At 32.6% G+C, this 2,169-nt stretch carries 3 protein-coding genes; all 3 read right to left on the bottom strand.

Going from position 1 to position 2,169, the window contains the following annotated elements; all coding sequences use genetic code 11:
• On the bottom strand, window positions 1-814 hold an 814-nt coding region (locus OZD68_RS00705; protein WP_275008717.1), incomplete at its 3' end, for an IS4 family transposase.
• Window positions 815-879: 65 nt separating this feature from the next.
• Window positions 880-1,215, bottom strand: a complete 336-nt coding sequence (locus OZD68_RS00700; protein ID WP_182309363.1) for a hypothetical protein — start codon at window positions 1,213-1,215, stop codon at window positions 880-882.
• A gap of 134 nt (window positions 1,216-1,349) precedes the next feature.
• Complete coding sequence (locus OZD68_RS00695) at window positions 1,350-1,883, bottom strand: HK97 family phage prohead protease (protein ID WP_006280514.1); 534 nt, start codon at window positions 1,881-1,883, stop codon at window positions 1,350-1,352.
• Window positions 1,884-2,169: the final 286 nt, after the last annotated feature.

The raw sequence follows: 2,169 nt of genomic DNA, 5'->3' as shown, positions 1-2,169 counted from the left end.
TATACTGTTCTTCAGTTAGTTTCTGACATATAATTCTTACTCTAATTTTTGCTTCTTTTCCTAACAATACCTCGTTTTCTAAAAATAACTTATCCTCTAAACATTCTAATAACTCCATTTTTTGATTTGTTTCTACATCATATATGTTGGTATCGGATTTATAACGACTTATGAAATAAGCTCCTATTTCATTGATTTGTTTAAAAGAACTTGGCACAAAATAACCGAGATCAGATATTAGCAAATCATTGCTTAATATATTACTTAAATGTTTCCTATATCCCTGGTCTGATCTTACCCACTCCGTTAAATTAAGTTGGTCTATTATCTGATTCATGTAGTCGAAAACTAATTGTAACTTTATTCCAGACTTAGTATTGCTTTCATAGCCACTGTAGCTAGTACCATAACCTTTATACATCTCTTCCATACTGTTAGGTAGAGTAACATAGCTACTGTCCAATAATTTAACACTATTAAATTGCTGTAAGATTTTGCAATCAACTTGCAAGATATTTTTAAAGAGAATCACAGATTCATTATACATCCTTTTCATAAATTCCACTGCTTCTTCAGTAAATCTAAAATCCAAACCTTGTTTTGTTATATCTATCGAGTCCTCGTTTAGTAATTGACACATTGTTTCTACGCTACAATTATCAACTCCTATATTACCCAAGACCATGGCTTTTACGCATGATGAACCTTTTAGCTTTCTCTTTCTTTTTATAAACCTTGTTGTAATTGAGATTTCCTCTGCTTTTTCATTAAAAAATTCTTTGAGCTTTTTTGATAAGCAAGTTATTTTATTCATTGGTTCTCTCACTAAAAGTATATCTTGGAGAACTTATACCTTATTATTCTATCTCTTTCATACCTTTATTTCCTTAACTTGACGCTTATGGCTACTCCATCAGTCTGAACCCCTCCATCTTTGTTTATCACTACACTTTGGCTCTCTTTATCTACAACTTCAGGTTTTAAGTCAACTTGAACACTTCCATCTATTGTCTTAAAAGCATCAGTTTGAACTTCATTGTTTGCAGTAGTTTTATCGTAGTACAAAATATTTTCTGCCCATCTATTCCATCTCTTGGGCAATATTCGTCCAATCGTTTTTAGATATAACCAAGCAAATACAGTAGACCAGCTGTATTTTTTTTCCTTTCGCTTAATATTAATTTCATAATTAACCTTATTATTAATATTTAGCATAAAATTACCTTATTTTTTAACTTTAATTTACAGAAATTTTAATAGTAATAAAGTTATATATATTAGTATAAATGTTAAACAAATACTAACACAGGTATCAAATTATGGTAAAGTCTTTGCCCGCCTAATACACTTTAAGCAGAAATGTACATGTCTGCAAGTACAGCATTTGCTTTTTCTATCGCTCTTGCTAACACTTCCTGTTCATTGTTCTGATTTTTCACATTGATTACCTGAGCAGCCAAGTTTGCAGGAAAAGTGACCAAACTGACTTCCCATAATTCCACTTGTTTTAACACTCTAGCTCCACTTTTATGATCAACATCATACTCTATAGGTATATAGCCGATGGAAAGTCCGTTAATTGCCCCAGTTTTGAGCATCAAATACACTTCTTCTGCTTTCTGAATACCCAAAAGTAAATGTGCGGTTATATACAGGCCAACATCATTTTCATAAATATCTATGATGCTACCTATAGGTTCGTCAGGATTATGCTGCCAAAGGAGTTTTATTTTATTTCTGTTTAAATTTTCCTTAAATGCTCCAGGCAATATCAGATCATTTTGTTTATCAACTATATTAAAAACGCTAGCATAACCGGAAAATACACCGTTTTCTCCTATGCTTTTTATTGACAATGGTGAATAGAGAAATTTCTTATTCATAAAGCCTCCTGTAGTATTGGGAATTTTGTTTCGCAATGCACTGCGACATAATTCTATTATATGCAGTGCTCTAAAAGGGGGAAGCACTTTTCTTAGTTACTAAAAACGCTAAATTGTAATATGGTACAATGTTACAACGATGTCATGAAAGTAGCTGAAACTGGTTCCTTTATGACGGCAGTACCTTCTCCTGTCATCCGAGTAGCCTCCTTTTTTTGTCATCCCAGTGCGTGACACTGGGATGGCTTTGTTGCATAGCAACTGAAAAAATCTGGTGGCTACTGAC

This window comes from Wolbachia endosymbiont of Drosophila bicornuta, assembly GCF_028982105.1.
In the GTDB taxonomy this organism is placed as follows: domain Bacteria; phylum Pseudomonadota; class Alphaproteobacteria; order Rickettsiales; family Anaplasmataceae; genus Wolbachia; species Wolbachia pipientis.
This window is presented reverse-complemented; position numbering and strand designations above follow the sequence as displayed.